28 protein-coding genes, 1 tRNA gene and 1 pseudogene are annotated in these 26,955 nt (G+C 61.2%); 13 read left to right on the top strand and 17 right to left on the bottom strand.

The genetic code is table 11. The features are described 5' to 3' along the window. The first annotated feature begins 146 nt into the window (after nt 1–146). Together LDN95_RS23220 and LDN95_RS20775 are read left to right on the top strand one after the other, a co-directional pair. Nucleotides 147–275, top strand: coding sequence for a hypothetical protein (locus LDN95_RS23220; RefSeq protein WP_255631050.1), 129 nt, complete (start codon nt 147–149; stop codon nt 273–275). Between the two features lie 373 nt (nt 276–648). Continuing rightward, a tRNA-Arg gene (locus tag LDN95_RS20775) sits at nt 649–725 on the top strand. 43 nt (nt 726–768) lie between these two features. Here the strand turns inward: LDN95_RS20775 and LDN95_RS20770 are convergent. Further along, the gene (locus LDN95_RS20770) at nt 769–1,704 is read right to left on the bottom strand and encodes a phytanoyl-CoA dioxygenase family protein (protein ID WP_226019448.1); all 936 of its coding nucleotides are present in this window, start codon (nt 1,702–1,704) and stop codon (nt 769–771) included. A gap of 29 nt (nt 1,705–1,733) precedes the next feature. Here LDN95_RS20770 and LDN95_RS20765 point away from each other — a divergent pair, with 29 nt between their 5' ends. The 8 genes and pseudogenes from LDN95_RS20765 to LDN95_RS20730 all read left to right on the top strand — a co-directional run bounded on the left by LDN95_RS20765 (nt 1,734) and on the right by LDN95_RS20730 (nt 11,422). Beyond that, the gene (locus tag LDN95_RS20765) at nt 1,734–2,225 is read left to right on the top strand and encodes an Lrp/AsnC family transcriptional regulator (RefSeq protein ID WP_221885205.1); all 492 of its coding nucleotides are present in this window, start codon (nt 1,734–1,736) and stop codon (nt 2,223–2,225) included. An 86-nt stretch (nt 2,226–2,311) separates the two neighbouring features. Further along, a complete protein-coding gene (locus LDN95_RS20760) occupies nt 2,312–3,076 on the top strand; it encodes an IS6-like element IS6100 family transposase (protein ID WP_001389365.1) in 765 nt (254 codons plus the stop codon). A 61-nt stretch (nt 3,077–3,137) separates the two neighbouring features. Continuing rightward, on the top strand, nt 3,138–3,341 hold the full coding sequence (locus LDN95_RS20755) for a hypothetical protein (RefSeq protein ID WP_226019447.1): 204 nt from the start codon (nt 3,138–3,140) through the stop codon (nt 3,339–3,341). After that, nucleotides 3,338–4,150 carry a thioredoxin family protein gene (locus tag LDN95_RS20750; RefSeq protein WP_019053925.1) on the top strand — a complete coding sequence of 271 codons (813 nt, stop codon included), beginning with the start codon at nt 3,338–3,340 and terminating at the stop codon, nt 4,148–4,150. The genes LDN95_RS20755 and LDN95_RS20750 overlap by 4 nt, the downstream gene beginning before the upstream one ends. Next, nucleotides 4,150–5,604, top strand: a pseudogene (locus LDN95_RS20745) (conjugal transfer protein TraH). Before LDN95_RS20750 ends, LDN95_RS20745 begins: the two are co-directional and overlap by 1 nt. Before the next feature lie 13 nt (nt 5,605–5,617). After that, a complete protein-coding gene (locus LDN95_RS20740) occupies nt 5,618–8,659 on the top strand; it encodes a conjugal transfer protein TraG N-terminal domain-containing protein (RefSeq protein ID WP_226019446.1) in 3,042 nt (1,013 codons plus the stop codon). A gap of 817 nt (nt 8,660–9,476) precedes the next feature. Further along, a complete protein-coding gene (locus tag LDN95_RS20735; RefSeq protein WP_019054360.1) occupies nt 9,477–10,745 on the top strand; it encodes an ATP/GTP-binding protein in 1,269 nt (422 codons plus the stop codon). Next, a complete protein-coding gene (locus LDN95_RS20730; protein ID WP_019054361.1) occupies nt 10,745–11,422 on the top strand; it encodes an RloB family protein in 678 nt (225 codons plus the stop codon). The genes LDN95_RS20735 and LDN95_RS20730 overlap by 1 nt, the downstream gene beginning before the upstream one ends. Before the next feature lie 44 nt (nt 11,423–11,466). Here LDN95_RS20730 and LDN95_RS20725 read toward each other — a convergent pair whose 3' ends face one another. The 6 genes from LDN95_RS20725 to LDN95_RS20700 all read right to left on the bottom strand — a co-directional run bounded on the left by LDN95_RS20725 (nt 11,467) and on the right by LDN95_RS20700 (nt 15,799). Further along, nucleotides 11,467–11,700 (bottom strand): hypothetical protein, encoded by a 234-nt coding sequence (locus LDN95_RS20725; protein WP_019054362.1) that lies wholly within the window; start codon nt 11,698–11,700, stop codon nt 11,467–11,469. 71 nt (nt 11,701–11,771) lie between these two features. Beyond that, complete coding sequence (locus tag LDN95_RS20720) at nt 11,772–12,248, bottom strand: globin domain-containing protein (RefSeq protein WP_019054363.1); 477 nt, start codon at nt 12,246–12,248, stop codon at nt 11,772–11,774. A 54-nt stretch (nt 12,249–12,302) separates the two neighbouring features. After that, nucleotides 12,303–14,579 carry a nitric-oxide reductase large subunit gene (locus LDN95_RS20715; RefSeq protein WP_019054364.1) on the bottom strand — a complete coding sequence of 759 codons (2,277 nt, stop codon included), beginning with the start codon at nt 14,577–14,579 and terminating at the stop codon, nt 12,303–12,305. A gap of 17 nt (nt 14,580–14,596) precedes the next feature. After that, nucleotides 14,597–15,061, bottom strand: a complete 465-nt coding sequence (locus tag LDN95_RS20710) for a membrane protein (protein WP_019054365.1) — start codon at nt 15,059–15,061, stop codon at nt 14,597–14,599. Continuing rightward, on the bottom strand, nt 15,054–15,344 hold the full coding sequence (locus LDN95_RS20705) for a DUF1971 domain-containing protein (RefSeq protein WP_019054366.1): 291 nt from the start codon (nt 15,342–15,344) through the stop codon (nt 15,054–15,056). The genes LDN95_RS20710 and LDN95_RS20705 overlap by 8 nt, the downstream gene beginning before the upstream one ends. Then, on the bottom strand, nt 15,344–15,799 hold the full coding sequence (locus LDN95_RS20700; protein WP_226019445.1) for a group III truncated hemoglobin: 456 nt from the start codon (nt 15,797–15,799) through the stop codon (nt 15,344–15,346). Before LDN95_RS20700 ends, LDN95_RS20705 begins: the two co-directional genes overlap by 1 nt. Before the next feature lie 82 nt (nt 15,800–15,881). On the opposite strand from LDN95_RS20700, the gene LDN95_RS20695 reads away from it, so the two are divergent. Further along, nucleotides 15,882–16,325 carry an Rrf2 family transcriptional regulator gene (locus LDN95_RS20695; protein WP_026149956.1) on the top strand — a complete coding sequence of 148 codons (444 nt, stop codon included), beginning with the start codon at nt 15,882–15,884 and terminating at the stop codon, nt 16,323–16,325. Nucleotides 16,326–16,531: 206 nt separating this feature from the next. Here LDN95_RS20695 and LDN95_RS20690 read toward each other — a convergent pair whose 3' ends face one another. Further along, nucleotides 16,532–17,239 (bottom strand): FCD domain-containing protein, encoded by a 708-nt coding sequence (locus LDN95_RS20690; RefSeq protein WP_226019444.1) that lies wholly within the window; start codon nt 17,237–17,239, stop codon nt 16,532–16,534. Nucleotides 17,240–17,402: 163 nt separating this feature from the next. Between LDN95_RS20690 and LDN95_RS20685 the strand changes: the two genes are divergently transcribed. Next, on the top strand, nt 17,403–18,173 hold the full coding sequence (locus LDN95_RS20685; RefSeq protein ID WP_226019443.1) for a GntR family transcriptional regulator: 771 nt from the start codon (nt 17,403–17,405) through the stop codon (nt 18,171–18,173). Here the strand turns inward: LDN95_RS20685 and LDN95_RS20680 are convergent. From LDN95_RS20680 to LDN95_RS20645, 8 genes are all read right to left on the bottom strand, one after another. Then, nucleotides 18,166–18,363, bottom strand: coding sequence for a hypothetical protein (locus LDN95_RS20680; RefSeq protein WP_226019442.1), 198 nt, complete (start codon nt 18,361–18,363; stop codon nt 18,166–18,168). The genes LDN95_RS20685 and LDN95_RS20680 overlap by 8 nt on opposite strands. Nucleotides 18,364–18,615: 252 nt before the next feature. Continuing rightward, entirely contained in the window at nt 18,616–18,837 is a 222-nt protein-coding gene (locus tag LDN95_RS20675; protein WP_226019441.1) for a DUF5818 domain-containing protein, read from the bottom strand. 201 nt (nt 18,838–19,038) lie between these two features. Beyond that, nucleotides 19,039–19,383, bottom strand: coding sequence for a hypothetical protein (locus LDN95_RS20670; protein WP_226019440.1), 345 nt, complete (start codon nt 19,381–19,383; stop codon nt 19,039–19,041). 18 nt (nt 19,384–19,401) lie between these two features. Continuing rightward, complete coding sequence (locus LDN95_RS20665; RefSeq protein ID WP_226019439.1) at nt 19,402–19,605, bottom strand: hypothetical protein; 204 nt, start codon at nt 19,603–19,605, stop codon at nt 19,402–19,404. Between the two features lie 2 nt (nt 19,606–19,607). After that, complete coding sequence (locus LDN95_RS20660) at nt 19,608–19,832, bottom strand: hypothetical protein (protein WP_226019438.1); 225 nt, start codon at nt 19,830–19,832, stop codon at nt 19,608–19,610. Further along, nucleotides 19,829–22,873 (bottom strand): MobF family relaxase, encoded by a 3,045-nt coding sequence (gene mobF / locus LDN95_RS20655; protein ID WP_226019437.1) that lies wholly within the window; start codon nt 22,871–22,873, stop codon nt 19,829–19,831. The genes LDN95_RS20660 and mobF overlap by 4 nt, the downstream gene beginning before the upstream one ends. Nucleotides 22,874–22,876: 3 nt before the next feature. Then, nucleotides 22,877–25,210: a type IV secretion system DNA-binding domain-containing protein gene (locus tag LDN95_RS20650; RefSeq protein ID WP_226019436.1), complete on the bottom strand. Its 2,334-nt coding sequence runs from the start codon at nt 25,208–25,210 to the stop codon at nt 22,877–22,879. Beyond that, nucleotides 25,197–25,445, bottom strand: a complete 249-nt coding sequence (locus LDN95_RS20645) for a CopG family transcriptional regulator (protein WP_226019435.1) — start codon at nt 25,443–25,445, stop codon at nt 25,197–25,199. Before LDN95_RS20645 ends, LDN95_RS20650 begins: the two co-directional genes overlap by 14 nt. Nucleotides 25,446–25,959: 514 nt before the next feature. On the opposite strand from LDN95_RS20645, the gene LDN95_RS20640 reads away from it, so the two are divergent. Then, nucleotides 25,960–26,187, top strand: coding sequence for a hypothetical protein (locus LDN95_RS20640; RefSeq protein ID WP_006949427.1), 228 nt, complete (start codon nt 25,960–25,962; stop codon nt 26,185–26,187). Between the two features lie 127 nt (nt 26,188–26,314). Here LDN95_RS20640 and LDN95_RS20635 read toward each other — a convergent pair whose 3' ends face one another. Beyond that, on the bottom strand, nt 26,315–26,626 hold the full coding sequence (locus tag LDN95_RS20635; RefSeq protein WP_226019434.1) for a hypothetical protein: 312 nt from the start codon (nt 26,624–26,626) through the stop codon (nt 26,315–26,317). Between the last annotated feature and the right edge of the window lie 329 nt (nt 26,627–26,955).

Here is a 26,955-nt window from a genome sequence, read left to right as displayed (position 1 = left end):
CGAAAGCTCCTCGGTACTCATACGCAACACCGCCATGCTCAATACCTCCGAACAGCCGGAGGGCACGGTAGCCCAAGTGAGACATCTCTACTTTGCGCGACTGTGACATTTGAACGTTGCTGCTACACTTCCTCGCGCTCACCCTGATGTGGCTGCTCAACCGACCCGGCGTGCCGCCCGAATGGCGCTCTGGCTGGCTCTCGAACCTCTTGCTGGCGCTGTCATCGATCCTCTTCATCATTCTGTGCGTTCACCAGATTCTGACCTTCCTCTAGGTCCCGCGAAGCCAAACGCCGCAATCGACGGGATAACCGCTGCCGAGAAGCGGTTATACTTCAAATGCTTGTTATATTGGGAAAGCTGGCGCACCCGACAGGATTCGAACCTGTGACCTCTGCCTTCGGAGGGCAGACGTCAAGCCCTTTTCCGCCCATCTGCATGGAATGTTTTAGGCGAATTTTCAGGCACTTAGCCTGTAACGAGCGGTGGGCGCGAAGGTCGGATTTATCCTCACGGAAGCACCACGGAAGCAGTTTGCTACGCTTCGGATGTCGCAGAGACAAGCCGCCGGAAATGCGGTGAACTGGCATCGGCCCACACTGGTTTGCGTTGACCGGCGACCGTCGATCCATGTAGGGACGGCGGACTGCACCCGTAGCTCAGCTGGATAGAGCGCCACCCTCCGAAGGTGGAGGCCACACGTTCGAATCGTGTCGGGTGCGCCAGCTACCGTTAAATGTCGACGAGGCAGCCCCGGACCTCGACTGTCTAGCGCGTGCCCGACGTGCAGTAGTCGTCCAGCCAGGTTGTTCTTGCGCCGGCGGCGGACCACAGCATCGGGAAGAAGCTCTCGTTGAGGCCGGCGTCGCCGGTGATCTGATAGCGCCGGTAGATGTAACCTCCGCGCCGATCAGAAAATCGAGCTTGGCCGGAAACGAGATGAACCCCGATCGACCGGCGCATTTGGCCGGTGGAGCCGTTAGGTCCGGACCCATGCCAGGTTTCACCGGCGTGGATGACGACGGACCCCGCCGGAACCTCGGCATAGTATATGTCTGGCATCGGTGCGTTCGCGGCGTGGGCGGCAGCGCGAAGTTGGCCGCGATAATCCCCTGCCGCATGGAAGCTGGAAGGCATCGGCGTGCAAGGCCATTTGTGTGACCCGCGAGCGTATTCGAGGGTTCCGGTTTGGCGGGTCACATCGTCGAGGGCGAACCAGAAGGTGATCGTCTCTTGGGGATCAAGGAAGTCCATGAATGACGTGTCTTGGTGATACGCGATCGGCTTCCCACCGGGCGGCTTCCACCAGATCGTGTCCTGTCCGAGCTTTGCGCTTGGCCACCCGGTGAGACGGCAGGCGGCTTTGCCAAGGTCTTGAGACAGGCTGAGCGCGGCGATCGTGAGATCAGCTTTCCAGGCATTCGCCATGTGCCGCGTCACGTCAGGTTTGCTCAGTTCCTCTCGCCAGTACCACTCGTCCGGGTAAACGCCCGTATCAAAGTCTCCGGCGAAGAGCGGTTCAAAGCGGGAGCGGAGTTGTTCGACCGCCGTCATAGGCAAGACGTTCTCAACTGCGAGGAAACCCTCCTCGCGAAACTGCTCCACCTGCACGTCGGAGAGTGTTTCCAACCGGTTCATGGCAAGCGGCGACATGGCGATTTTCCTATGTAGTTTTCCTTCTGTTGACGTATAGAGGCGCTTCATCTGTCGTTCAAACGAACGAATTATGGCATTTGAGGCATATCATCGAACTTGACCGAATAGATTTCGCCATTCTGGGCATTCTGCAGGAAGACGCGCGCACGACGGTCAAAGCGATCGCTGCGGAAGTTGGCCTAGCCCCATCCTCCGCACATCAACGCATTCGCCGGTTGTGGGAGACTGGCGCGCTGAAGGGTCTGCACGCGGAAGCCGATCCAAAGGTTTTTGGCATCGGTCTCGAGGCGTTGCTCATGATCGGGCTGACCAAGCACAAGCGTCAGACGGTCGACGATTTCCTTCGGGATGTCACCGAGATCCCGGAAGTGCGATCGGCTTACCTAGTCACGGGACGCTACGACCTGGTCGTGCATGTCGCCGTCCGCGACACGCTCCATTTGAAAGACGTGGCGCTCGATCAATTTACGAGCCGGCCCGGCGTCACCCGTATCGAAACATCCATCGTCTTCGAGGCCCGTCGGCGCGACAGGTTGCCGAACTATCACAGCCCTCAAGACGCGACCTGACAGAGGGGGCGACCATGCTTTCGCAGGCTCTGTTGCAAAAATCGTGAAGCTTGAGCATGCTTGGCGGAGATTGGACGGACGGAACGATGACGGATTTCAAGTGGCGCCATTTCCAGGGTGATGTGATCCTGTGGGCGGTGCGCTGGTATTGTCGCTATCCGATCAGCTATCGCGACCTTGAGGAAATGCTGGCGGAACGCGGCATTTCGGTCGACCATACGACGATCTATCGCTGGGTCCAGTGCTACGCCCCGGAGATGGAGAAGCGGCTGCGCTGGTTCTGGCGGCGTGGCTTTGATCCGAGCTGGCGCCTGGATGAAACCTACGTCAAGGTGCGGGGCAAGTGGACCTACCTGTACCGGGCAGTCGACAAGCGGGGCGACACGATCGATTTCTACCTGTCGCCGACCCGCAGCGCCAAGGCAGCGAAGCGGTTCCTGGGCAAGGCCCTGCGAGGCCTGAAGCACTGGGAAAAGCCTGCCACGCTCAATACCGACAAAGCGCCGAGCTATGGTGCAGCGATCACCGAATTGAAGCGCGAAGGAAAGCTGGACCGGGAGACGGCCCACCGGCAGGTGAAGTATCTCAATAACGTGATCGAGGCCGATCACGGAAAGCTCAAGATACTGATCAAGCCGGTGCGCGGTTTCAAATCGATCCCCACGGCCTATGCCACGATCAAGGGATTCGAAGTCATGCGAGCCCTGCGCAAAGGACAGGCTCGCCCCTGGTGCCTGCAGCCCGGCATCAGGGGCGAGGTGCGCCTTGTGGAGAGAGCTTTTGGCATTGGGCCCTCGGCGCTGACGGAGGCCATGGGCATGCTCAACCACCATTTCGCAGCAGCCGCCTGATCGGCGCAGAGCGACAGCCTACCTCTGACTGCCGCCAATCTTTGCAACAGAGCCCTGCCGCATGCTGAACGGCCAGCTCAAGGCCATTGCAGCAAGAGGTTGGGCGCGCCTGGAGGCCGGGACTTACACGCTGAGTGAAGCCGGAACCGAAGCGCTCTGCGGCTTCTACAGCGCGCTCGTGCGCATGCTCGATGGCGGCCGCCGGCTGCTCGATGTCGCTGTCTTCATGTCACTGATCAAGGAATTCGAGAGGAGCGGATCATGAACCACCGCCAATGCATTGCCCTGCTTGCTGCTTCCGGCCTGGCCCTTGCCGGAGCCGCCCCGCTACGCGCGTCGAACGGTGACGGTGTTGAGGTCCAGCAGTCCGAGGACGCGCTCTACTGCAAGGAGCGCAAGCTCGGCACGTGGTTCTACTGCGAAAAGCCCAAGCAAGAACCGCGCAAGGCTGCACCCTCGCAGCCGCCCGCACGCGAGCGCCTCGCCGCGATCGGAACCCAGCTCGAGGAACTCAAGGCGCGCGCGATCCTCGAGCCGAGCCCGGAGAACGTCACCGCCTATGTCCGCTACCAGCGCGAGCAGCTCGACCGATCCTCCATGTTTGCGGACGTCTGGCAGCGCGCTCTGTGGCAAGATCCGGGCCTCGACTACACACTACAACGCCCGGTCTCGACGCTCGGCAAGCGCGCGTGGATCGATGAGCGCAAGTCCGACCGCGACCGCGTCATGGCCAGTCTCTCGCAGCGCTACGGGGTGTTCTACTTCTTCGCCTCGAGCTGCGGGGCCTGCGATATCTTCTCGCCGATCCTCAAAGCGGTTTCGGACAAATACGGCCTCTCGGTGCTCGCGGTCTCGACCGACGGCGGGCCCTCGGCGACCTTCCCCGGATACATGGTCGACAGCGGTCAATACGAGAAGCTCGGGCTCGGCACCGACCGTCAGGTGCCCGCACTGGTCCTGTTCGATTCCGTCACCAAGCAGCCGATGCCCATCGGTTACGGGATCCTCAGCCAGGATGAAATCATGGACCGCGTCTTCCAGCTGACGCAGGTCAAGCCTGGGAGCGACTACTGATGCGCGCGCGCCAAATCACGGTCCACCTCCACCAGGTCTCGCGGCGCGCACTTGGCGCCGTGCTCGGCGGCGCCGTGCTGCTCGCCTCGCCCAGCCCTGCCTCAGCCGGGGTCGAAGGCGAAATGCAAAGCTTCATGTCCGATATGGGAGTCCAGGCCAACGTCACCGGCCCCAGCGCCTACCAGGGCCAGTCGGCCGGTTACTATTCGATGGGTTCGGTGTGGTCGCGCTTTCCCCAGAAGAACATCCAGCCCTTCAGCATCCAGTTGCCGCATGCGCGGGCCGGGTGCGGGGGCATCGACCTGTTCGCGGGGTCCTTCTCGTTCATCAATACAGCCGAGCTTGTCGCGATGCTCAAGGCCACGGCGAACAACGCGCTCGGGTTCGCCTTCAAGCTCGCGATCGACACAATCTCGCCCGAGATCGGCAAGGTCATGGATGAACTGGCCCAGAAGGTTCAGCAGATGAACCAGATGAACATCTCCTCTTGCTAGACCGCACAGGCTTTGGTCGGTGGGCTCTGGCCCACGAGCGATACGGCCAGTTCGGTCATCTGCGAGGCGATCGCCAACAGCCAGGGCGCAGTCTCCGACTGGGCCCGCGCGCGCCAGCAATGCAACAATGGCGGCCAGCGCGAAGCCCTGAAGGGCGCCAATTCCGACCCGGACATGAAGGAACAGGCCGGGATGCCCAACAATTACACCTGGGAGGCGCTGGGCAAGAAGTACGGCGGGTTCGACACACAGTTCCGCGAGTTTCTGATGACGTTGGTCGGCACCGTGATCTACGATCCTGCCGGCAACGGCGGTAAGCCGCGGGTCCAGTTCATCGGCCCCGCCGATCCCGCACTGATCAGCGCCATGCTCGATGGCACCTCGCAAGTCCCGCACAAATACTGGAACTGCGGCAGCGATACGACCAAGTGCATGGCGCCCAGCGAAACCGACATGGTTATCGGGCCTAACGCTGCGATCAAGGCGCGGGTGCGCACGCTCATCGAGAGCATGGCCTTGAAAGTGCGTGATCCGGGCGCCTCGCTGACCCCGGCAGAGATCCAGCTTCTGGGCATGGCGAGCGTGCCGGTCTACAAGATTATCACCGTGAGCGCGGCGGCCGAGTTTGGCATATCAGCCCAGGAGATCAACGACCTCTCCGAAATCGTCGCGGTCGATCTCGTCACCACCATGACCATGCGGTTCATAGACATGGCCGTTAACGCGCGCTCGGACTTCAACGGCGCCGACGCGGATTCCCTGCGCGAATGGCGCGAAGGGCTTTACGAGACCCGGCGCAATTTCCTCGGGATCGCGGCGCGCACCTCGCAGCGCTTCGACCAGACTTTCGCGCTCATCCAGCGCACCCAGATGCTGGAAAAGACCCTCCGCACCCAGCTTTCTCCCCAAATGTCGGCCGCGCTTCGCTTCTCGCGAACGCTCGGCAGCCAGGTCCAGTAGGAGCGCCTCGGCCATGCTCGAGGTTTTCACGGTCGGGGGCGGCGACTACCTCGTCAACACCTTCAACGCGATCGCCGCCTGGACAGGATCGGGCGGGTTCAAGTCGTTGATCCGCGTCTGCATGGTGATGGGGCTGATCTACGCGCTCCTCATCACCGCCATGGACCTCGACTGGCGGGCATGGTTTCGCTGGTTCGTCCAGTCGACGCTGATCTACCTCGTGCTGATGGTCCCGACCGTGACAGTAAAGGTCACCGACCGCGTCAATCCGGGCCTTGCGCCCGCCACTGTCGCCAACGTGCCGATCGGGCTCGCCGCGATGGCCTCATTCACCAGCCAGGTCAGCGATTACCTCACCCGCACCGCCGAGACGGTTTTCGTCATGCCTGCTGCGCTGGGCTACTCGAACGGGGGCTTCGTCTATGGTGCGCGGATGTGGGACAAGGTGCGCGGTTTCGAGATCCGCGATCCCGTCTTCAAGGCCAATCTCGACGGCTACCTCAAGCAGTGCGCCTATTACGACATTCTGCTGGGGACCAAGAGCCTCAAGCTCCTGAGCGAAGCGCCCGATCTCTGGGCTGAACTCGGGGTAAATGCCGCGACCAACCGCGGCATGAAGTATCTGACTGATACAGGTGCGGGCACGGTCGATATCGAGGGCAAGACCTGCGCTCAGGCCTGGACGCTGATCAACAACCAGTGGGATGCGCAGATCAACGCCTATGCGCTGCCGTTCGCGCACTCGATGTATCCCAAGCTCACCGAAGCGGCCGCTGGCGCGAAGCTTGCCGCCGACATGCCGGTCGTTTCGCAGCTGCTCACCGGCACGGCGATGACCCGCAACCAGTTCTTCAAGCAGAAGAGCATGGTCGATGCCTTCGAAGCCGCACAGCTCGATTTCGGCAATGCCGACGCCGACTCCTTCGCGCTGCAACGCGCGGACACCCAGACGCGCAACGCAATGACGACCGCGGCCGAGCAGGGCCTGACATGGATTCCCGTGCTCGGCGTGGTGCTCACCGTCGTTTTCTACGCGCTCTTTCCGATCGTCTTCCCGCTGTTGCTGTTCCCGCGCAGCGGCATCGCGACATTGAAGGGCTACTTCTCGGGCTTCTTCTATCTCTCGGCCTGGGGACCGATCTACGTCCTCATTCACTCTTTCATCATGGATCGCTTGGCGAGCCAGACCAATGCGGTTTCGGCGGGAAGCGTGAGCCTTGCCAACTGGGCGGGGATTGACGCGGTGAACCAGGACGTCGCCACCATGGCGGGGTTCCTGATGATGTCGGTGCCGGTCCTGGCGCTGATGGTCATGCGCGGGACGATGTCGGTGGCGAACAACTTGGGTTCGATGCTCGCCCCGGTCCAAGCCGGATCGGACGCCGCGGCTCTCGAGCGAACCACCGGCAATTACGCTTACGGCGATGTCAGCTACGGCAATCTCAACGCCGAAAGCCGCCAGATGTCACAGTGGAACACGGCGCCGAACCTTCTGTCAGGTGCCGGGCATTCGGGTTTCCGCGAGGCGGACGGGCGCATGTTCAACGAATACGGTTCGGGCCATTCGGTCATCGATGCCAATGCCGCGATGTCGCAGCTACCATTCAAGCCGACCATGACCCGCGGCTATGCGACAGACCTCAGGTCGCAGGGGCAATGGTACCTCAGCGAAGCCGACAAGATCGAGAATGGCACATCTACCAGCTGGACCAGCTCGAAGGGCCAGTTCGGCAGCGCTGTTACCGCAACCAGCGACGTTTCCGGCGCGAGGCGCGAAAGCGGCTCACGCTCTTCCGACACCCACAATGTCGGCGGCAATGTGGTGGTCGAAGGGGCCAAAGGCAACTCGACGCGCGAGGTCACCAACAACGATCTAATCCTGCGGGAAGGCAACAACCGGTCGTCCAGTGACTTCAGCAGGCGAACCTTTGGTTCGAGCCTGTCGTTGACTGGAACTGGCACCGTCGGCACACCCATGGAGTCAGAAGCAGGTAGTGGCCTGTCAGCCTCACTTTCTGCAGGACTCAGCGGAAGGCGCGAAAGTGGCGATAGTGCCAGTGCCGGCTCCGAACGCTCTGCAACCAATCAGACCACACGCGGCACAGACAAGTCGGAAGAGACAAGCGATCGTGTTGTCGTCAGCGGCTCGAGCGGCGATATCCAGTCGTCAGGAACCTATAGCCAAAGCTCGGAATACGGCGATCACAGTCATTCCCGGACCAGCACCGATGGCAGTGATTGGCGGGTTGGCGAGGCCGAGGAACGCCGTGCCGCCGCCGCCCGCTATCGCGAGATCGGCAGCAGGATGATGTCTGAGGCAAGTTATGCCGAAAGTCATGGCTTCCAGATCTCGAGCGACATGTCGAACCTCATCCAGGACCGCTACGAGACGCTGCAGCGTGATCATCCCGAATGGCACCTGCCGGACATCTCGAACCCCCGGCTCGACTATCGCGACCTCACCCGCCGTGACCAGGCCATCACCTACATCATGGATGACCTGATGGGCGATCTAAGGGCGCACCGGATCAACGAGCTGACTGACGTCTCCAACATCTCTGGCTCAGGTTCGCTGGGCACCAACGCCAGTCTTGGCATGCCGCAAGCGCCAGCACTTCCGCCTGTTGCGCGCGCCGATAGGCTCGTGCCGTCACCGCTTGAGGGAGGAACCTTGCTCGCCATCCCCGAAGGCCCCGTCGATGGGGCGACTTATGCGCGCGATCTTGGCATGACGGTCAAACCTGGCGCTCGGCTCGGGCGGATGGATGGCGGGTTGGTGCCTGCATTGGGTGTAGTCGCGGACGAGGCGCGCGCACTTGGTCTGCCGGCGCCGGTTGTCACCTCGGGCAACGACAGCACCCAGCACATGGCCGGATCCGCGCACTACGCCGACCGCGCGCTCGACTTCAGAGGCAACAACATCTCGGATGAACAGGGCGAGCGCTGGGCAACGCAGGTTCGCGACCGTCTGGGCGAGGGCTATGCTGTCCAGTTCGAGCGATTCCCCGACAAACCGGAACGCGACCATCTGCATGTCGCTAGACGATCATCCTAAGCTTTATCCGAACAGGTTGGAGGCAGCAGCCAATCCTATACCCACAATGATCATCATAATGACTAGCATCGCGGTGGCCCCTCGGCCCAAGCGGCCGGATTTTCCGCGGTATGTCGGTAAGCGATACCCCGTCACATGATCGAAGTGACCACGCCGAGGATAAATCGGCATTCCATCCAGTCCGTAACGATCATGGTCCATCGAGGGTCTCCTCGCCCCGGCCATGATTACCCCAATCGGACTGAATTTTCAATCATGTGCCAGGAACAGGTCGAGCCCCTCCGTGTTAAGCCCGCACCCTCTCCCCTCGCAGCGCCGATGCGCTGAAATCTTAGGTCGAAGTGCCCGGATAACTCTCGATCCGCGCCGTGCCTGCGCGGCGGATCGCCAGCCTTCATACAGGCGTTGAGGCGGTCATGCTCAATCAACGAGCGGCGCGCTTCGTAAATTGAGTCCGTCGAAATGTGCCATAAATTCTTTCTCCTGCCGAGCGTCGCGAATGACAGGAAGTGGGACGAAGCCGCCGTTCGCACCGGCGTCGCTAAATGTCGGCTTATGCCGAGAGCCGACGTTTAGCGCGCGGCTCCAACGGTCTTGTTAGACGAGCTAGGCTCCGCTTCGCACCCGCTCACCTGAAACGATCGGCAGTGGGCGATGTGGTAGCCAACCGCGACTGATCGATTGGACAGCGGCTTTGTCATTGAACGCGGCGGCGGCGCCTTGACCGAAGCGGTCCACGCCCTTCGACAAATATCTTGCATTTTTGCGGAATTTATGCGAATAATGACGATATTAGCAAGATGGCTGGAGGAATCATATGCTCGTGGAGTTTCGCGTCTCCAATTTCCGCTCTCTGCGCGACGAGCAAATTTTTAGCCTTGTCGCCTCGAAAGACAAGAGCCTTGCTGATACGCATACCATCGTCACCGGCGTCTCTGCGGTGCCCTTTCTGCTGCGGAGCGCAGCGATTTATGGCGCCAACGCCAGCGGAAAATCCAATCTCATCAAGGCGTTGCAATATATGCGCGGCGTCGTCATCGAGTCGGCGACGCTGATTCAGCCTGGCCAGACCTTTGCTGTTCAGCCATTTCGTCTCGACAAGGCGTCGGCCAACGAGCCGACATCGTTCGAGGCAACCTTCATTCTGGATGGCGTGCGCCACCAGTATGGCTTCACGATGTCGGCCGAGCGCATCGTCGCCGAACATCTGCTCGTCTATAAGGCGTTTAAGCCGCAGCGATGGTTCGAGCGTCGGTTCGATGCAAAAGTCGGCAAGGACGTCTACGAATTCGGTGCCGGGCTGAAAGGCGCGAAGAATGTGTGGGAGAACGCCACGCGCCCCAACGCGCTGTTTCTCTCGATGGCGGTACAGCTCAATAGCGAGGCGCTGCGACCGATCTTCGATTGGTTCGCGCGCCAGCTCGTCATCTTCAACGAACAAGCGCAACTCAATCCGCAAGTGTCGCTGCAGCGGCTGAAGGACCAAAAGGGCCGCAAAGAAATCTGCGACTTCCTAACTTCTGCCGACATCAGCATCGCCGACATCGAGGTGGTGACGAACAAGGTGCCCGGGCAATCCGTCCATGTGGATCTGGTCGCCGGTAAGACCGAGATGCGCGCCGAGGAAATCGAAGAGAACAAGCTACTCTTCCGGCATGTGACGGAAAATGGCGAAGCTGTGTTCGATCTGATGGACGAGTCCAACGGAACACGGAATTTGCTCTTCCTAAGTGGGCCGGTGCTCGACGTTTTGGCGAACGGACAGGTCCTGGTCATCGACGAACTCGATACCAGCCTCCACACGCTGCTGGTGCGCGAACTTGTCCGCCTCTTCCATTCGCCGGAAGCCAATCCCCGTGGCGCGCAGCTCATTTTCACGACGCACGATACCTCGTTGCTTGATACGCATGAGCTGTTCCGGCGCGACCAGATCTGGATGGTCGAAAAAGACCGCGACCAGGCATCGTCGTTGGTCGCCCTGTCGGAATTCAGTCCCCGCAAGGGTGAAGCGCTCGAGCGTGGCTATCTGATGGGCCGTTATGGCGGCGTGCCGTTCATCGCAGACAGCTTCGGGACGAGGCACTGATGGCCCGCGACAATGCGCCGAAGGAACGACAGCGGAAACAGCTCGAACGCAAGCTGGGTCGGCGCGCGAGTTACGACCGGATTTTGATTGTCACAGAGGGGACAAAGACAGAGCCCAACTATTTCGGGGAGATCCGCAGCGCCTTTCGACTGCACACCGCAAATGTCGGCATCTATCCGGGTGCGTTGGGCACGGCGCCCCTCCAGGTTGTCGAGTATGCGCGACAACTTTTCGAAGAGGGCGACCGGCACAGGCATATTTCTCCCCGCGCTTTCGACCAAGTCTATGCGGTCTTCGATCGCGACAGCCACGCAAGCTATCACGACGCCCTCACGCGCGCAGAGCAACTCGACGGCACCCTGCGCAATGACAATAGGCAGAAGGTGCCGTTCAGGGCTGTCGCCTCCGTTCCCAATTTCGAACTTTGGCTACTGCTTCACTACGAAAACGTCCAAGCACCGATCGATCGCAACGATGTCCTTGCACGATTGCGTCAGAGCTTTCCCGGATACGAAAAGGGCGCGGACAATGCCTTTGCAACAACAAGCCCCCGTCTGTCGGTCGCCTTGGAGCGAGCCGCAGCGCTTGCGGAAAGACTCACGGCGCGTGACGAGCCGGAACCTTTTACCGCAGTCGGACTACTGGTCGATTTGCTTGTCAATCTGAAGGTTCGATAGGTCGTCGCGACCTGACGCACGCGTCTGCCAGTGTCGCTGGTCGGCTAAAGCGCGAACATGAACGGATGCGCGCTTCCGGCGGCCCCGCCGAGCACGGCTGACAAGGCGACCGCGCCGCCTGGCGGATGCAGAAAGCGCGCCAGCAACAAAGGGTGTGCAGCGCCGCTACCAGCCAGCACGCCGCACAACAGTCCCGTCGTCACAATGCCGATGATGGCCCCTGCAACCGCAATCAACCGCTCGCGCGCGCCGGGTCCGGGCGGAACCGCTACAAACATGTTGTAGTAGCGACTCCACACTGATCGCGGAGCAGTGTCCACGATGCCATCAAATTCGCTCTTTATTGGATTCAGGCTGGTTCAAGGGCTCCAGCCAGTCCAGCGCTATCCACCTCGGCATACAGGATATCTTCTTTGCCGATGAGGATGTCTGCAAGCGCCCAATAGGCCTCTCCCCATGCGCCAAGCACCTCATCGGTCGCAGCTTCGCCCAGAACATCACGGATTGCGGGCAAGAGGGCATCCGCCACCAACGGGTAATGTTCAGCCTTTACACCTGTCGCCACGTGCCGAGCAGCCATGCGCATGACAGGTGCCGCCAAGGCTTCCAGCTTGTCGATGTTCTGCGCATAAGCGAGGATAGCGCCAGCCAGACGCTTCGGCTGTTCCCCGCTTTCTTGCGCGGCCTGGTCGAACATGGCCTTCACGTCGGGGTCTGTGAACAGCCGCTCATACATGCGCGTCGTGATGGCGAGACCGTGCTGCTGCAATGCAGGCGCGGTCGATTTTACGATGGCTTTGGTTTCGGCACTCAGTGGTTTGCGCACAGTTATTCCTTTGGGTGTTGTGGGTAAAAAAAGAGGAGCGAGTGGATCGTGCGGTCAGGTGCCGCGTTGCCGATTGCCCGGCACGAACGCCCGGAACATGAACCAGGCGAACGCGAAGACACCGACACTAAAGACGACATCACCGGGCACGCGCGCCCACACCAGCGCCTGCATGATCGGGCTATGGATGAATTCCGCCGACCGCGCATAGGCATAGCCATGTTCAACACTGGCATAGGTTTGGAGGATACCCTGCGGCAGCAGCGACAGGAACGTCATCATCGCGATGCCGATGTTGAGTGACCAGAAGGCGATCTTGAGTGATTTCTGGTTCCACGTCGTAACGTCGGTGAGCCCGCGCATGCAGTAGAGCGTGAGCCCCAGCCCGAGCATCCCATAGACCCCGAACAACGCAGCATGGCCGTGGTTGGCAGTCGTGTTCAGCCCCTGCATGTAATAGAGCGCGATGGGCGGGTTGATCAGGAACCCGAACAGCCCCGCACCGACCAGATTCCAGAACAGGACGGCCGAGAAGAACATAAACGGCCAGTGATAGGTCCGCTCCCACTCGGCTTCATGCTCAACCTTGTGGCGCGTATAGGCCTCAAAGCCGACGACCAGCAGCGGCACAACTTCGAGAGCCGAAGCCATCGCCCCGATCGCGATGACCGAAGTGGGTGTCCCGCTGAAATACAGGTGGTGGAAAGTGCCAAGCACCCCGCCGAACAGAAAGATGATTGTGGCGAACAGCACCATCACTGTCGCGGTAGACGTCCGCAATATGCCCATGCGAACGAACAGCAGCGAGATGATCGCGGTCGCGAAGACCTCGAAAATGCCCTCGACCCACAGGTGCACCACCCACCAGCGCCAATATTCCATGACTGCGATGTTGGTATGCTGGCCCCACATCAGCCCAGCACCGTAGAGCAGGCCAATGGCCAGCGCCGATACCAGTACGAGATAGATCAGCGATTTGCTGCCCTTCTCCTGAAGCACGGGCCACAGCGCGCGCACGACCAATGCGACCCACAAGAGCAGTCCGATCAGCAGGTAGATCTGCCAGAACCGGCCGAGATCGACATATTCATAGCCTTGATGACCGAACCAGAAATTGGCCGTCAGATTGTGGAAGAAACGGTGGACTGCCGCCCATTGCCCGGCAAACGAGCCGGTCACGATGATCAGCAGGCTGACGAACAGGAAGTTGACCCCGAGCCGCTGAAATTTGGGATCGCGGCCGGTCAGCATTGGCGCAACATAGAGTCCTGTGGCGAGCCATGCGGTGGCAATCCACAGAACAGCCAACTGCGTGTGCCACGTGCGCGTAATCGTATAGGGCAGATATTCGGCGAAAGGCAGGCCATAGAGCCCCTGTCCCTCAACCGCGTAATGAGCGGTGACGATGCCCAGCAGCACCTGTGTGACGAACAGGGCGCAGACCACCCAGAAATATTTGGCCGTTGCGCGCATCGACGGGGTGATGACCGCCCCGCTCAGTACATCGGAAGCCGCCATGCCCTGTTCGGGCAATATGTCGCTGCGCCAGAGGTCAAACTGCTTGGCATAATAGGCGATCAGAGCGCCTGCTGCTGCCAGCAGCAGAATGACCGAGGCCAGACTCCACAGCAACGTACCTGTTGTCGGGACATTGCCGACCAGCGGTTCGTGCGGCCAATTGCTGGTATAGGTTATGGTGTCGCCGGGGCGGTTGGTTGTCGCGCCCCAGGCCGACCAGAAATAGAATGCCGAAACCTGCCGCGCCTCTTCTGGCGACAGCTGTCCATAGACCGGGAAGGCATAAGCTTTGCGCAGCGCCAGCGCGGCGGTGTCATTGCCTTCGTAGAGGCTGACGAAATGCGTCTGCACTTGTTTTATCACCGCAGCACGGGTGTCACTGACAGTGATGATACCAGTTGCCGGATCATAGTTGTTGGTGCGCATTTCCTCTTGCAGCGCAGCCTTATGCATCGCTTCATTCTGGGCCGGAGTAGCGCCTTCGATTGATTGCGAACTCTGCAAGGCGAGCAAGGCCGATGCCTCACGGTGCAGCCAGTCCGCGCTCCAGTCAGGTGCAAGATAGCTGCCATGGCCCCAGATCGAGCCTTGCTCCATGCCGCCGATCGACTGCCAGACATTCTGCCCGGTCTCGATGTCCGCGCGCGTAAACAGGGTTTCGCCGCTCGCGGATTTTACCGCCTCGGGAATGGGCGGTGCTTGCTGATAGATTTGCTGACCAAAGAGCAGCAGGATGCCGAACATGGCGACCATGCCGACGACCAGGATCGTCCAAAGCCGTTTAATGCTGAATGTCGTTCCATAGCTTTCCATGGTCGTTCCCCCGAAGTTCAGAAAAGTCCGTGACTGCCGCCAACCGCGCCAAACACGGCCACAACGCCCAAAAGGCTCAACACCTGATGCAATCGCATCATGCGCGCGAAATCAGCTTCTGGTGTGGTTGAGCTTGCCATGCGGCGGTGCAATACCATGGGCTCCAGCACGAATAGCATCAGTGCGAACACGGCCCACAGCGCCACCATCAGATGCATCCACCAGAAGCGAAGATCGGCAAACCGGCTCCACATATCGGCGCGGTAGATCAGCCACAGCCCGCTCGCACCGGCCAACGCGACCCATATGCGCGCCTGCCATGCAAAATGGCCCTCGATCTGGTGAAACCGGGCAAGTCGGTCTGCGGGGCGTTCGCTGGCCCGCAGCGCGGGCATGACAACCCAGGTGACAAATCCAACGCCGCCGATCCAGAACAACACCGCGATCACATGGATAGCGCGCGCCAGAACAAGGTCATCCATTGACCGGTCCTTTGCTCAGATCGGGCCGTTCGCCCCAGAACTCAACCTGCATGCGCATGGCCCCCACGGGCACAACATAATGCGTCGCCTGTGGTGGGATGATGGCGGGCGTATCAGGCGTGACAAGGTGTTCCGTATGCGGCTCGGTGAAGATCAGCCGGACTTCGCCTTCCAAGACGCGCAGTAGTCCCCACGTACCGGTCTTGGTGCGATGATCATTGCGCAGCGCATCGGGCAGGGTCTGCTCGTCGAAAATGGGGGATGCGGCATAAGGCATCGACATCAGGCAGCCGCCTTGGCGGAAATTGCGGCGAGACCACCGCGCTCGATCTGGATGCCGGTCAGCAGGCTTTCGCCAATTCGCCGCGCCGCGTCGCGAAACCGGTTCGCCACTTGCTCGTTTGGCGCAATCTGGGTGAGTGTCACGTCCCACAAAGACTGCCACCGGGCAAAATGCGCTGCATCAAGCCCACCGATAGCCATATGTTTGCGCATGGGATTGCCGCTGAAACGACCCGATTCCAGCATGATCGAGGCCCAGAAATCCTTCATCCTCGCCAGATGACTTGGCCAGTCGCTGACCTTTGCGCCAAAAATCGGACCGAGCATCTCATCGGCCCGAATGGCCTCATAAAATCGCTCGACGAGATGTGAGATGAATGCGACGTCGATCCCCAAGGCCAATGCATCGGCCATCTTGCGTGCCCGTGCCTGCGCCACATGATCTGACGGGTTCATAGCCTCGACTCATTTAAGATGCATTTCATATGCATCGTTTAGACGGTTGGCGATTAAATGCAATATATGATATGCATCTTTTATGAGACTCTCGCTTCAGACTGATTATGCCCTGCGCACCCTCATGTTTTTGGCGGTGAAGGATGGCCATCATTCCATCGCCGACATTGCCCGCGCCTATGGCATTTCGAAGAACCACCTGATGAAGGTGGCACAGCGGCTAACTGCCGAAGGTTTTGTCGAAAGCGTGCGGGGGCGCAGCGGCGGCCTCAAGCTTTCGCTCCCGCCTGCCAAATTGAATGTTGGCGCCATTGTCCGGACCATGGAAGATACAGGGACGTTCGTTGAGTGTTTTGACGCTGCAACCAACACCTGCGTCGTAACCCCAAATTGCGGTTTGCGGCATGTCTTAACAGGCGCTGTGGAGTCATTCGCCCGGCATCTGGATCAATTCTCCATCGCCGATCTGATTCCAGATAAAGAGCGGTTTGGAGGGCAGTTCAACGGCTCAAGTCCGCGTCAGTAATGTTGCCGTAAACCCCGGCAATCTGTGGCTAAAACCGGTCGGTTCTAGGGGATTTCTGAAGGGGCTTCGGCGACCATAAGTAGGGCGCGTTGCAAATGGACTGCTTCGGCCAGCACGAATGGCGGCTTCCGTCATAGCCATACGCCCACATTACGGGTTCGGTCGACTGGCTTTGGTCAACGCTGCCGCCTCATCTGCAACGTCGGTCAATTCTGTCCAAGCCGGGCTCCCGTGCTAGTGTCTACGGGATAACTCTCGATCCTCGCCACCCCGGCGCGGCTGATCTGCGCCGCTGCTTCCTCGACATGAAACGACACGGCGTCCCTGGCACGTAGGGTATCCCCGGCCTTCATGTAGGCGACCAGGCGGTCATGCTCGATCAGCGAGCTTCGCGCCTCGTCGAGCTGGAAGTAGTTGGCTCCGGCAATCCAGACCGCAGCCGGGATCGCCTTGGCATAAGTGGCAAGGGCCACCCGGTTGCCGCTGAGGCGGACAAGTTCGAGATGCCATTGGTAATCGAGAAAGGCGCCTTGCAGCAGATTATCCGCCTGGGTGTCGTAGGATTTGAGCGCCGTATTGATGTCTTCGAGGTAAGCAAAATCGACCTTGCCCTGCAGTGCAGCCACCTGAGCCGCAGCCAAGGCCTGGATAGATCCGGCAAGCGCTAGATGCTCGACGATGCGCTCGATGGTCCAGTCGACGATTGTGAAGCGGCCGTGATCGCGGCCAACAAGGCCGAGATCGATGAGCTCTTGCGCGAAGCGCGGAGCATCGCCTTCAGTAAGATCTTGAAAGCCGGGCAGTTCGCAGGGATTGTCATAGCGCTGCCGCTTTCGCGGCTCTCGAAGCAAAGCGAAGACAACCTGCGCCGGGCAGGCAATCGTTCGCAGGATTGGCAACTTTGATTTCGCCACCGATGCCTCAAATTGCTCCCTGACAACGCAATCCGGATAATCCGAACCACGCGGATTCGGAAATCAAATCGATCTTGTGCTAGGTTGCCTGCAATGATGTGGCGGGCAAGAACCCGCCCACAAGGGAGGTCGGTTGACCAGAGCGCAGTCTCTTTCTGAACTCATGTTCCTCGAAATCAGGTTCGGGGTCCTGTCCGCGCGCTATTTGCCCGGGCAGGTTATTTCCAAAGCGGACGTGGCCGAAGTCTATGCCTGCCGCCCGGCCGCAGTGGCTGAAGTGCTTAATGCTCTCGCCCATGAAGGCTACCTCACCCGCCAGAAGCCGAGCGAATTTGCGGTGCGGATCTGGGGCCGTGAAGAGATCGAGGATCTCTTCGAGATGCGCGCCAATTTCGAGGGACTCGCCGCATACCGAGCGGCAGAACGCGCAACCGCCGCTGAAATATCGCTGCTGGACGCGCTGACATTGGAGGCCCGCGAACGAGCGCCGGGCGATCCCGACGCGCTTGAACGCGTGGTGCTCGAGAACCTTCGCTTCCATATTGAAGTGATGCGCATGTCCCGCATTACGCTGATGCCCGATATGGCGCGCATGGTGCTTCCCAACGCGCTTCATCGCCGGATTGCCTGGTCGCAGCGTGCCGACGATGCCGAACAGTCATTCCGGATGCACCAGAAGATTGCGGCTGCCATTTGCGAACGCTCGGCCTCGATGGCGCGGCTATTGATGCGCGAAGACATCTATTCCTCGCGTGAGAGCGTGCTCGGCGCGATCGAGGCCCTGGCGGGAGTGGAGGCAGCCGATGTAGCGACGATCGTCCGGTTCGCGCCGACCTTTGAACTGGACGGCAGGGTCTACGGGCAGGGGACCCGCGAAGCTGGCGCGGACGGCAGAGTTATCCCGTTCGGCCTGCCGGCGGGCAATCTCAGCTAGGCTGGGAGGATTGCGCGGCGCCTCCGCGCTCTTCCGGCAGGTTCGCCCGGTCGGATTGAAGCTGCTCCAACACGCCGAGCATCATTGCCGAAGCCTGGTGAAGGCCGGATGCGTTGAGCACGTTCAGGAAGTCCTGGGCGTCGGCAGCGATCAGGTCGAGCGTACTTCGATCGATCAGCAGTCGCTGCATTCGCATCTAGGCGCTCCCGAAGCCCATTATCACGCAAACGATTGTTCAATCGCAGGAATCTGTCAATATTTCACCATGTTAAATGTGCCGAATATTGCCTCTAAAATGGTGCGAGTTAGGTAGGTGCCCGGATCGAGATGACGTTTGACTGCGTGAAAGCAATCTAACCGCACTCTACAGTGCAATACCCGGCTTATCCCTTCGCGTTCAACAAGCTGGCGAGGACGGCCAGACTTTGCCAACCCAATTTCATCACTCACCGGCCAGCGGCGTCCAGAATTCGACATCGATCCGGTCGGGCTGAACGATCTTGCCGCGCACACTCACTTTTCCGTCAAGGCGATCTGGCACCGGTTCTTCGCCAAAATGCAGTCGCCAGGCTACGCCGTCCGCGTCGCGAAGGATCGGTCCTCGAGCGCCGGCCTCGAGCGTTCCGATGATCGTGTTAGCTGTAAGGCGGGCAGGGCGGTTCATAGGCAAGACTAGGTCGCGGTTGATGGGAGCATTGCCGGAAGCGATTCCAAGCAAGGAAGTCTCTAACAGGAGATGAGGGGAAATCCCAACGACAGCTTCCTATCAATGTGCACTCCGGGTGTCAGATGTAGAAATGCAAGGAATGCGACCGGGAAAGCGGCGCGATCCGGTGGGAGGTGGCCCGAACCGCGCCGCACCCCATCAGGCGTAGATCGCGCGGTCGGTGCACTCGGGGCAGTCGTCCTTGCGCTCTTCGCTGACGGAATGGTGATGGGCCTCGGCATCCTTCTCGGGGCAGTCCGAGCATAGGCCGTTGGCTTCATTCGGGGCGGCCGCCGCGCGTTGCTTGGATTCGCGCTTGCGGGCCTCGAGCGTCTCGCGCAACTGGACGAGACCTTGCCGGACCTGCTCGGACATCGCCTGGTGATCGGCAGTTCGCTGGGCAGCAGCGGGGGCAGTCGGCGCTGAGGGCCGCGCTTCCGAGGCCAGGGCAGGGGTGGCCGCGGCGGCGAGCATGGCTCCTATCAGGCAGAGATATCGCTTCATCTTCAGACTCCTATGGTTTTAGAAAAAGCCGGTTCGGCGACCGAACGAGAAATCGGCTTTCGAAGAATCCCCAAGCGCCGACCGGCGCACGCTCAGGGTGACACCCCGCTTTCCGCGGGCGCGGAAGTGGAGATCGGTGGGATCGATGTTGTTGCGTTCGGCCCAGTCCTGCGCATCGCGCTCGCTGGCGAAGTCGCCGATTTCTTCATGCTCATAGGCCATGATCAGTCTCCAGATTGCGGTGCTGGGAGGTGAGGGGGGCCGCCCTTGGCAAGGCAGGCGACGACGCTCGCCGCCAGGGCCACCGCGACCATCGCCGCGATCGCCAGGCCCCGCACCGAAGGCTCAGGCAGGACGACGACGAGGACCGCGAGCCAGACCAGCGTCGAATGCGCGCGGTCGAACACGCGCGCTGCGGCTTCGACCGAAACGGTGAACCGCGCCCTCACAGGTCGAGCCCCAGCGATTTTTCAGGGACGGGGAGCTGGCGCACCGGCGCTTGGGGCGCAGGCCCCAGTACCGCATCGAGCTTGGCCTTGAGCTCCGGGCTCATTCTCAGTTCTGGCACCTGCCGACTATCGATCGGATTGGCATGGCGCGGCTCGACCTCGACCTTGCCGGTCACTTCAAGCGCGGACGTCTTGTTGCCGGGGGTGCGGTCAAGCTGCTGCTTGAGGGAATCGAGGTTGTTGGTCACGACCACCATGTCGTCGGTCGCGCGCGTATTGAGGACGTTCTGGGTCCGCTGGGTCGCGAGATTGCGCTGCGCGGACGAGATCACCTCGATCGCTTCCGGCTTGGTCATCCCCTGCGCCATATGGGCATTGAGCGCATAACCGAGGTCAAGGCGGCGCAGCATCGGGTCGCCGGGCGCGAGGACCAGTTGCCGCTTGTCGGCGAGTTCGACACGGATACCTTCGGCGCGTGCCTCGAGCACCGTGGCATAGGTCGATTTGGCAATGTCGCGGCCTGCGTCCTTGTCGCGCCAGAACACGGTCTCGCCGTCGTGGATCCTGATCTGCCTCTGCTCGTAGAGCCCGAGCCGGTCGAAGCGGTGGTCGGGGTCGATGCGGCCCGGATCGATGATCTTTCGCTTGCCATCGCGCTCTAGCACGACCTTGCCGTCCTTGCGCACCTCGCTGACCTGATACTCGCCGCGCCTGAGGCCAATCTCGCGCACATCCATCCGCGCCTCGAGCACCTGGCCGACCCGGTAGGTCGAGGCAAAGCGTAGCTCTTCGCGCGTCGCGTTCGCGCTTTGGAGCGTCGTAAGCGCAACGCCGGCGCCGGTGAGGGTGCCTTCCTTGAGCAGCCCCGACTGGACCCGCGCGTTGATCTCGGCGCGGTCGTCGCGCCCGGCGGTAAAGATCGCGGTCGCCTCGCGCTTCTCAGGGATTAGCGACAACCACAGCTCGGCGGCGCGGGCTACATGGTCGGGTCCGGCCTCGATCACGCGTCCGTGCGCGGCGAGGAGTTCGAGCGCGAGACCGGCATGGCCCTCGTTCGAGAGCCCGGCGACAGCAAGAAGCAGCGGGGAGTTCTTCTGCCGGATGTTCTCGTCCATCCGCACAGTCGCCTGGCCTGAAGCCTGCGAGACCGCGAACATCTTGCCTTGCTCGATCGCCGACAACTGCTGACGGTCGCCCATGAACGGCGCCTTGGCGACGCCAAGTTGTTCGGCGAGCGTGGTCAGGCGTAGCATATCACGCGAGGAGACCATGGAGCTCTCGTCGGTGATGATGACGGTATTGGCTAAGGCCGCCTTGGCCGCCTCGAACCGTTCGCCCGAACCGGCTGCCGCAGCCGAAGCATAGGTGCTGAGAAACCGGGCGATCGTATAGGCTTCGATCCCCGCCTCGCGCATCTGGTTGGCCGACATGCCCTGGCCGCCCACGCCGCGCAGGTCGGCAACCATCTTGTTCTGGAAGGCAAGGCCGACGAGCTTGACCCCTTCTGCGTCCAGCACCTTGTCCAGTGCACCGAGCAGGGTGGATTTGCCCGCACCTGCGACGCCCTGGACGTTGACGAATCTGTCGCCTCCGGAGAGGATAGCTACGCCCGCGGCCAACTGGCCTTCGTTGAGCTGCCAGGTGTCGACGCCGGCGCGAGATTGCCCAAGATCACGCGCCGCCTCTTGCAGCCGGGCCATCGCCGTCTCGGGTGGCATGAATACCCGGCCCTCGCCGTGCCCCCGGTCGATCGTGTCGAGGATCTTCTGTTCCATCGCCAATGCCGCCGGCGTGGTCACGAGGTCGAAGTGACCGTCGAGCCGCTCCGACTTGCCGGGAATCAAATGGCCTTCGCGAACGAGTTCGCCGATCCGCTCCACTACCGCTCTGCCCTCGAGACCCTTGATCTGGAAGCCCAAGGCAGCGCTGAGGATCGCTTGGGGCGAGAACGCCGCTTCGCGCTCCGACAAATGGCGAATGGCGGATGCTGTCGCGTGCTGGGCCTTGATCGTTTCGGCAGGCATGAAAAGGGCTGCCGCCCCGCTCACCGCAAGCGGGCTTGGGGTGCGCAGCGCCGCGTTGATGCGGGTGGCAACTTCGCCGAATGCGGCTGTGGCCGTTTCGCGGAACGTGGGCCGGGCCTGTACTTCAGCCCGTACCTTGGCTTCGGCCACCAGATCCTTGCCATCGAACTGAAGGGCGGCGGCGCGCTGCTGCCAGCCTTCGACTAACACGCCGCGATCCTCGGGCGCCAGTTTCGGATCGCGGGTGTAAAGCGTGATCTGCTTCTTGGTCGCAAGGCTGGTGGCGCCGGTTTCGGCAATCTTGGCTTCGATTTCGTTGGCCCGGGTCGAGAATGCCTTGATGACTTCGGCGGGGACGCCCTTGATCTCGAACGAACCGTGCTTGCCAGCAGCCTCGGTCTCGTAGCCGAGCTTCTGCAATTGGGCGCGAAAGGCGGCATGGTAGAACTGGCCGATAGTGGTGTTGTTCTTCCAGATCTCGCCATTCCAGAGCGCCTTCCACGTCCCCTTGGGGTCGCGGGTCAGGTTGGCGACCACGGCATGGATGTGCCCCTGCGGATCAAGCGCGCGGCTCGTATCATGGGCGAACAGGGCATAGACGAGATTGCCGGTCTTCTGGGGTTCGCCGCTGCGGCTGCGCTCGTAGTTGCGGCTCTCAGCGAACTGTTTCTCGACAAGCTGCGACATGGTCGATTTGACGGCAGCAAGATGCGCATCGAGGATGCGCCTGTCGCCGCTCACGAGCGCCAGGATCGAGGCTGACTTGGGCATCGAAAAGGTGAGATCGAGACCCAGGCGTCGCCCTTCGACCTGTCCGACCATCTCACCATCGGGCAGGCGCCCATTGAGGATGCTCTCGAACTGATCCCGCTCGACCTGACCCTCAAGTCCGAGTGCGCGCGCACCCTCTCCGCCCCAGACCCCAGCTTCCGCGTTTTCCTCAGGCGTATAGTAATTGTCGCTCGCGAAATAGTCGGCTGCGCCGCTCGACGACCGGACGGATGCGATGGAATGCATGGGCTACATCTCCGGTCCGTCATCGGGGATGGGACTATCCAGCTCGGCTTCCTTGTCGCCCTCGCGCGTACGGCCATCACGGCCCCGTTCATCGACCGCTTCGCCCAGCTCACGGGCGGCTTGCGACTGGCGCTGGGTCGCAGTCTTTGTCGATTGCAGGACCGACTTCGGTCCCGCGTCGGGATCGCGGGCATGGGGCTGGGACGGACCGCCAGCGATCTGCTGGCTGACAATCATCGAACGCCCCAAACTCGACACCGGGAGATCGCTGGGACCAATCGGCGGTGACGCCGGGAAGTTCAGTTCTTCCTGCTTCGGCGTGATCGCACGGGCGTGCCTCAAAGCCTCATCGGGCTCGGTGTCCCGAGCCAGTTCGAGATCGTCCTTGGTTTCGCGGCCGCCCGCCTCATCGCCGTCATCAACCTGCGGTTCGCGCCTGAATTCGATGGGCTCAACATGCTGGCGCAGAACATAGCCTTCGGCCACCTTGGGATAGTCCTTGTAGGTGAGCTTGATCCGGGCGGCATCGAAGCCTTCGGGGAACACGAGAAAGCCCCTGAGCGAAGGCAGCTTCATGATGTCATCGGGCAGGACGAGCGGCTGCACTTCCGAGCGCGGAGTGATTGTCGCGGCGTCGCGGATGTTGGAATAGCCGTAGCTGTATGCCTCATCCATCATCCGCACTTCGCGGTGACCGATGTAGTCCGAGCAGTGCTCGGCGGTGTCACGATCGGCGGCCGCCAGGACGAGCTTGGTTCGCGCGAGCGAGGCGAGGTTCTGCGCTCCTTCCTTGCCATAGGTCTCGGCCAGCTTGGCGAAAGAATGGATGCCGAGCACGAAGGCCCCGCCAAAGCCGCGGGCGGTTTGCAAGCCGTCCTCGATAGCGGGCAAGCGGTGCAGCGCGTGGACCTCGTCGAAGAAGAACCATGTGCGAAGGTCTCGGGTGCGCGGCAGGCGCATCAGGGTGTGGACAGCGAGGTTCATCCAGAGCGAGAGCAGCGCCCGGTTCAGCACCAGTTCGTTGTGCGAGGAGGTGATGAACAGGATCGAACCCGGCTTGTTCTCCGCTCGGATCCAGTCGGAGATTGAGAACGGCTCCTTGCCTTCGGGCAGGAAACGCAGGGCCTGGGCATTGGTGTTGAAGACGGCGCGGATCGATTCCGCCATCTTGGCCGCCTCGGGCGCGGTCAGCGGGTCGGCGACGGTATGTTCGAGGAGTTTGTGGACCTCCTTGAGGTCGGCCATCATCAGCTTGCTGGCGAGTGCCTGATTGGTGGCCTCGCCGAGCTTGATGAGCTTGATACAGGTCTCGACGAACAGCGTGCGCGCCGCCAGCATCCAGAAGGGTTCTGCGCCGCCGCCGTCAGCGGGAAGCAGGGCAGCGGCGATCCCGGTGAAGTCGGCGTGATTTTTGGCTTCGGCGAACACCGACCAACTCGGACAGCGCTCGTCCATCGGGTTGAGGATGGTGTCGGTTTCGGGGTTATAGAACGCCTCGACGTAGGCCCCGGTCAAGTCGAACACGACCGCCCGGTCACGCCGCACACGCATCTGCGCGATGAGGGCGCGCATCTGGGTCGTCTTGCCGGTTCCGGTCGAGCCGATCATGATCGTGTGGGCCTGCTCGGTCCGCCACGGGAACGGCACGTCGGCCATCGAGTAGGCATGATGGATGCCTGCAGTCTTGCGCTCGATAAGCGGCATCGCGAGGACATCCTGGAGCGTTCGGCCAGGCAACCGCTGGGCGACTTCCAGCCCGAGCATATCGCGGTTGTGGGCGTTGATGACTTCGGCCAACTGGGCGCCATCAACCAGCATGGCACCGCGCTGGTGTCGCTCTTCGAGGATCGACTTGCCCCGCCGTTTCGAGAAGTCGATGAACCACACCGCGATCGGCACGGCGACGAACAGCGAGATGAACAGCGAACCCCAAATCGCGCGCATCAGCTTGTTCCACGCGATCACGACATCGGGATGGCTAGCGACCATCGAAACGGGCGCCGGGATTACTTCGCCCGAGGGCAGCGTCAGGTTGAGGATCTTGCGCGGATTGAACTCCATGAAGCTCCATCCTGCGGCGTAGATCCGCATCAGGATCATCTGCACTTCGTGCTCGTGAAGCAGCAGCGCGAGGACGATCGAAAGCGCCACGAGGAAGGTAAAAAACCACACCAGCAGCGGCATCTTCGCCGAGGCGAACCACATCATGAATTCGTGGGTGATGAGCTGCGATCCGCGGGTGAAATCACCGGCGTTGCGCGGCATGCTTCCGCGCGCCGAATGGTGCTGGAGTTTGCCCGGCCGCGCCTGGTCCGACCAAGTGTCAGGACACGGCACAGACCGCCTCCATCCGCGCCTCGGCTTCGGTGATCAGCGCGGTATGAACGTCGGGGTACTGGCGCTGGACAATGAGGTCGGCAACGAGGAACAGATATTCGGACGAGAACTGCCGACGCCGGTCCTGTTCCGAGGTTCCCGAAATGGTGCCGAGGAAATGCTGCAAGGCGATTCGCAGCAGGTTGGAACGGGAGACCTGTTTTGCGCTCGCCGCAGCCTGCGCGGCATCGGCCAAGGCTTGCGGAAGTCGGACCGTAATCAGAACTGTTTCTGTCATCGCCAAACCCTTCGAAAAGGGCCCGGCGGGGATTGCGCGACGCCTGTTTTAGGCGATCCTCCAAACCTTGGCAAGCAAAGGCATGGCCGGGGAGCCATGTATTACATTGTAATACCGCTAGAATCCCGGATATTCGGGGGGTTCGGACGCCTGCGCCTTACTGTATTACAAAGCGCATCATATCGCATCACCTGTAAACGCACGCATTTCCGCCAGTTCTGGGACGGCAGTGCCGTGTACGGTCTGCACCCTTTCCCTTTGATCCTGTAGCTTTGATGGCTCGTGGTTTTGGGGGATCTAAGCCGAATCCGGGTGGGACTTGCACGGCCTGTCAGCGGCATGCCGACGCTGCGGCATTGCCCAGGAATCGCAGGGGTAACCGAGGCAGATAGGGGCAGGGGGCTTGCCAAGCGGGCCTAGATGCCGATCCTCGCGCGCGGGAGGTTTCAGCACCAACCCACGAGGTACAACCATGGCCAGAAAAGGAAGTCTCGAAGCCGAAAGACAGGCAATCGCAAAGGAGCGTCAAGCGCTGGAAGCGCGCGAGGCGAAACTGCGGACAAGCGAGCGGGCGGCAAGCGTCGAACTGATGCACAAGTCAGTTCTCGGCAAGGCGCCGTTCGAGAGGGTCGAAGCATTCTTCGCCGCTCTCGGAAAGCTCGGTCTGGACGAAGCCGAGAAGCGCCTTCGGGCAAGCTGAAACCGGCCTCGGCAGAGGCCAGCGCAGCCGGGGTTCGATGCCCTGGCTGCGCTTTATCTGGACTTGCAAAAAGGGGGGCCGGAGAGCCCCTCGTCGGTGCCCTCCGGCGCTGCGGTCGATGATCATTTCAGAACGGGCAATCCGCGTCCCATTCGGGATCCATCACCACGCTCATGAAGCTTGCGGCGCGGGCGATGTTCGCTTCATCAAAGTCGTCGGCCATCATGCCTGCGACGGAATGGACGATCCGGTCGATCAGGTCCTGGGGCAGGGCGTTGTAGTCGCCTTCGTCGATGGCGAGAAAGCAGCCGAACTCGTCCTCAATGACATGCTGGTCGAAGAAGCTGTGCTGGGCCCGGATCGTCGCGGCGCGCACTGCTGCGTCGTAGCTGATGGGGTCGAAAGCCGGGATTTCGAGGGTCTTGGTAAGAGCGTTCATGTGAGCCTCCTGTCAAAGGAATTGAAGAGGTCTCCTCCGGGATGGCCGAGCTTGGCCCGGGTCAGGAACGGGCCGCCCGCGGCCCGCCGCGCAGCGGGGGTGGGGGAGCCGATTTTTTCGCCTTCTTCAGGCGTAAAAATTGGGGGAACCGCCCTTCTTGACGCGGGCCAATGGCGGCCATCATGCTTGGAATTCTGCGAGAGTCTTTTAATCGCTAACCTGTCAATCAGGCGCAGCGGGCATACCACCCTGATCCACGATGACGCGGTCGCGGATGCCTGCAGGTCAATGTCTCGTCAGCTACTGGTCACCGATCATGCCGTTTGTCG

Source organism: Novosphingobium sp. FKTRR1 (genome assembly GCF_020404405.1).
In the GTDB taxonomy this organism is placed as follows: domain Bacteria; phylum Pseudomonadota; class Alphaproteobacteria; order Sphingomonadales; family Sphingomonadaceae; genus Novosphingobium.
This window is presented reverse-complemented; position numbering and strand designations above follow the sequence as displayed.